This is a genomic window from Hydrogenophaga sp. (assembly GCF_026125825.1).
GTDB lineage: Bacteria > Pseudomonadota > Gammaproteobacteria > Burkholderiales > Burkholderiaceae_C > Hydrogenophaga.
Genome location: NZ_JAHCKK010000188.1, coordinates 1 through 3,565, shown reverse-complemented (window position 1 = coordinate 3,565; position 3,565 = coordinate 1). Strand labels below are relative to the sequence as shown.

General features: G+C 64.7%; 6 protein-coding genes. 3 read left to right on the top strand and 3 right to left on the bottom strand.

Annotated elements, in window-relative coordinates:
- A partial coding sequence (locus KIT86_RS24725) for a thiamine pyrophosphate-binding protein (RefSeq protein ID WP_297403340.1) occupies positions 1-1,095 on the bottom strand: 1,095 nt, incomplete at its 3' end.
- A 272-nt stretch (positions 1,096-1,367) separates the two neighbouring features.
- Between KIT86_RS24725 and KIT86_RS24720 the strand changes: the two genes are divergently transcribed.
- From KIT86_RS24720 to KIT86_RS24710, 3 genes are read left to right on the top strand one after another with little or no spacing between them, the layout of a single operon-like run.
- Positions 1,368-1,922 carry an RDD family protein gene (locus KIT86_RS24720; protein ID WP_297403339.1) on the top strand — a complete coding sequence of 185 codons (555 nt, stop codon included), beginning with the start codon at positions 1,368-1,370 and terminating at the stop codon, positions 1,920-1,922.
- Between the two features lie 13 nt (positions 1,923-1,935).
- Positions 1,936-2,325 (top strand): diacylglycerol kinase, encoded by a 390-nt coding sequence (locus tag KIT86_RS24715; RefSeq protein ID WP_297403337.1) that lies wholly within the window; start codon positions 1,936-1,938, stop codon positions 2,323-2,325.
- Positions 2,326-2,341: 16 nt separating this feature from the next.
- Positions 2,342-2,929 (top strand): TIGR00730 family Rossman fold protein, encoded by a 588-nt coding sequence (locus KIT86_RS24710; protein WP_297403335.1) that lies wholly within the window; start codon positions 2,342-2,344, stop codon positions 2,927-2,929.
- 19 nt (positions 2,930-2,948) lie between these two features.
- On the opposite strand, the gene KIT86_RS24705 is transcribed toward KIT86_RS24710, so the two are convergent.
- Both KIT86_RS24705 and KIT86_RS24700 read right to left on the bottom strand, forming a co-directional pair.
- The gene (locus tag KIT86_RS24705) at positions 2,949-3,287 is read right to left on the bottom strand and encodes a P-II family nitrogen regulator (RefSeq protein WP_066265986.1); all 339 of its coding nucleotides are present in this window, start codon (positions 3,285-3,287) and stop codon (positions 2,949-2,951) included.
- 149 nt (positions 3,288-3,436) lie between these two features.
- Positions 3,437-3,565, bottom strand: a 129-nt coding sequence (locus tag KIT86_RS24700) for an NAD+ synthetase (RefSeq protein ID WP_297403342.1), incomplete at its 5' end; no start/stop codon positions are given.

The window sequence follows — 3,565 nt, the reverse complement described above, 5'->3', positions numbered from 1 at the left end:
CAGCGCCTTGTCATCGGGGCGCGCGGTGCTCTCGCGAACCATGCTGATCAACTCGGTCAGCACATCCTTGACATCCCCCACGATGGGAATGTCGACCTTGACGCGCTTGGAGATGCTCGACGGGTCGATGTCGATGTGGATGATCTTGCGTTCGTTCTGCGCGAAGTGCTTGGGGTTGCCGATGACGCGATCGTCGAAACGTGCGCCGACGGCGAGCAGCACGTCGCAGTTCTGCATGGCGTTGTTGGCCTCGATCGTGCCATGCATGCCCAGCATGCCCAGGAACTTGCGATCGGAGGCTGGATAGGCGCCCAGCCCCATCAGCGTGTTGGTCACCGGGTAGCCCAGCATGTCCACCAGCGTGCGCAGTTCGTTGGTGGCGTTGCCCAGCAGCACGCCGCCACCGGTGTAAATGTAGGGCCGCTTGGCCGACATCAGCAGTTGCAGCGCCTTGCGGATCTGGCCGCCATGGCCCTTGCGCACCGGGTTGTAGGAGCGCATCTCCACCGAGTCCGGGTAGCCGTTGTAGGGCACTTTGTTGAAGGACACGTCCTTCGGAATGTCGACCACCACCGGGCCTGGCCGGCCGCTGCGCGCGATGTGAAAGGCCTTCTTCATCACCATCGCCATGTCGCGCGCATCCTTGACCAGGAAGTTGTGCTTCACGATCGGGCGGGTAATGCCCACGGTGTCGCACTCCTGAAAGGCGTCCAGGCCGATCGCGGCCGTGGGAACCTGGCCGGTCACGATGACCATGGGGATGCTGTCCATGTACGCCGTGGCAATGCCGGTGATCGCATTGGTCACACCCGGTCCGGAGGTGACCAGGGCCACGCCCACATCGCCCGTGGCGCGCGCATAACCGTCGGCCGCGTGCACGGCGGCCTGCTCATGGCGCACCAGCACATGCTGGATGGTGTTCTGCTTGTAGAAAGCGTCGTAGATGTGCAGCACCGCGCCGCCGGGATAGCCCCAGACGTACTTCACACCTTCGGCCTGAAGGGCCTTGATGAGGATTTCTGCGCCGCGGAGGTCTTGAGGGGCTGCGCCTTTGGCGGCGGCAGCCGAGGCCAGTTCGGCCTTGGTGATTTCCATGATGAACCTTTCGAGAATTTCTCTGACGAAAAACCTTGGGTGCCTCTTGACCCACTCTTGTGGAGCGGTTTCGAGACTTGAGACCAATGGCCATGAGCGGGCACATACCCCGCCGGACCCTGATCCGTTTGCCTTGTTTTGAATTGCAGCGGGCATTATCGCACTGCAGCAAGGTTTTTCCAGCCGGGGCTGCATGGGGCGCCGCAAAAAGGCGCCCGCGTGTGCCGCAATGCGACAATTCCCCTCTTCCTTGCCGCCTTCGCGCCCGTCCCATGCCTGTTTCCCCGCCCTCCTCGACGACGCCCCTGCCCAGCGCCGAACCCAGCCTGATGGCGCCCTCGCTGCGCCGCCGCATGGCGTGCTGGCTTTATGAGGGCATGCTGATGTTCGGCGTCGTGTTCATCGCCGGCTACCTGTTCTCCACGCTCACCCAGACCCGGCATGCCCTGGACAACCGGCATGCGCAGCAGGCCTTCCTCTTCGTGGTGTTCGGCATCTACTTCGCCTGGTTCTGGGCCAAGGGCCAGACGCTGGCCATGAAGACCTGGCACATCCGCGTCGTGGACCGGCAGGGGCGCGGGCTCACCCAGTCGCGCGCCTTGCTGCGCTACCTGCTGGCCTGGCTGTGGCTGCTGCCGCCGCTGGCGGTCTCCGGATTCATGGGACTGCCTGGTGGCGAGTTGGCGGTGCTGCTGTGCGGCTGGATCGTGGTGTGGGCCCTGCTCTCGCGCTTTCATCCACAGCGCCAGTTTCTGCACGACGCGCTCGCAGGCACTCGCCTCGTGCATCAGGCCCCACCCCCTACCCCCGCGCGCGCCAAGCGTTGAGAATCGGTTTTAGATGAAAGAACAAGAACCCGTTGATGCGCAGAAGCGCCGCACTGGTCTCACGCGCATGGCGCACGCGTTTCGATATTCCCTGGCCGGACTGCGTGCGGGCTGGGGAGAAACAGCATTCCGCCAAGAGGCCCTGGCTGCGCTCGTGATGATCCCGGCTGCGTTGTGGCTCGGCCAGACCTGGGTCGAGACGGCCTTGCTGGCTGCCTCGGTGGTGCTGGTGATGGTGGTCGAACTTCTCAACACCGGCATCGAAACCGCCATCGACCGCATCGGACCCGAGTGGCACGACCTGTCCAAGCGCGCCAAAGACATGGGCAGCGCGGCCGTGCTGCTGAGTCTGGTGCTGTGCGCCGGCATCTGGATCGCCGCCCTTTGGGCCCGCTGGGCCTGACATTTCCCCGTTCCACATGACCTCTCCCACCTTTTCGCTCTGCGTCTACTGTGGCTCGCGCCCAGGCGCCCACCCCGCCTTCACCGAAACCGCCCATGCCGTGGGCCAATGGATTGGCAGCCGGGGCGGCCAGCTTGTCTATGGGGGCGGCCGAAACGGCCTGATGGGCGTGGTCGCCGAAGCCACGCTGGCCGCCGGTGGCCGCGTGGTCGGCATCATCCCGAAAGCCCTGGTGGAGAAGGAGTGGGCGCACCACGGCTGCACCGAACTTCACGTGGTGGACACCATGCACGAGCGCAAGCGCATGATGGCCGAGCGTGCCGACGCCTTCGTGGCCCTGCCAGGCGGCATCGGCACCTTCGAGGAGTTTTTCGAGGTCTGGACCTGGCGCCAATTGGGCTACCACGACAAACCGGTGGGGCTGCTCAACGTGGGCGGCTACTACGACGGCCTCGAAACCTTTCTGCGCACGGGCGTCGAGCAGCAATTCATGAACGCCTGGCAGATGGACCTGATCCGTGTGGGTCGCGACCCGGCCAGCTTGCTGCCCGAACTGGTGCAGTGGGCCGGGCTGGCCCCCGAGCCGCGCATCGAGGCCATCTGAGCCTCGCGCAACCGGGGTCTCAGACCGCGGTTTCGTCCTCTTCGCCGGTTCGGATGCGCACCACGCGCTCGACCGAGGTCACGAAAATCTTGCCGTCACCGATCTTGCCGGTGCGGGCCGCGCGAATGATCGCGTCCACGCAGCGGTCCACGTCGTCGGTCTTGACCACGACCTCCACCTTGACCTTGGGCAGGAAGTCCACCACGTACTCGGCACCGCGGTAGAGCTCGGTGTGCCCCTTCTGCCGACCAAACCCCTTCACCTCCGTCACAGTCAGGCCGGTCACACCCTGCTCGGCCAAGGCCTCGCGCACTTCCTCGAGCTTGAACGGTTTGATGACGGCGGTGATTTGTTTCATTCGGAGACTCCGGGGGGCGTTGCTGGAAAGGCGTGTCTATTTCATTATGCCCAACGCGTCGCGGGAGGTCCGCTCGCAGCGCGGTTCAACCCTGGGCGCCTCTGCATTTCCAGGCGAATCCGATTCCGGGTCTTGGCATCGCGCCGCGCTCACGCGCGGTACTTGCTGGTGATCGGGTAGCGCCAGTCTTTGCCAAAACTGCGGTGGGTCACGCGGATGCCCACGGGCGCCTGGCGACGCTTGTACTCGTTGATGCGGATCAGGCGCACCACCTTGTC

Bases quoted from the DNA above. Each gene is read 5' to 3' on its own strand.
- KIT86_RS24720 (WP_297403339.1), top strand. From the start codon at position 1,368: ATGCCTGTTTCCCCGCCCTCCTCGACGACGCCCCTGCCCAGCGCCGAA.
- KIT86_RS24715 (WP_297403337.1), top strand. From the start codon at position 1,936: ATGAAAGAACAAGAACCCGTTGATGCGCAGAAGCGCCGCACTGGTCTC.
- KIT86_RS24710 (WP_297403335.1), top strand. From the start codon at position 2,342: ATGACCTCTCCCACCTTTTCGCTCTGCGTCTACTGTGGCTCGCGCCCA.
- KIT86_RS24705 (WP_066265986.1), bottom strand. From the start codon at position 3,287: ATGAAACAAATCACCGCCGTCATCAAACCGTTCAAGCTCGAGGAAGTG.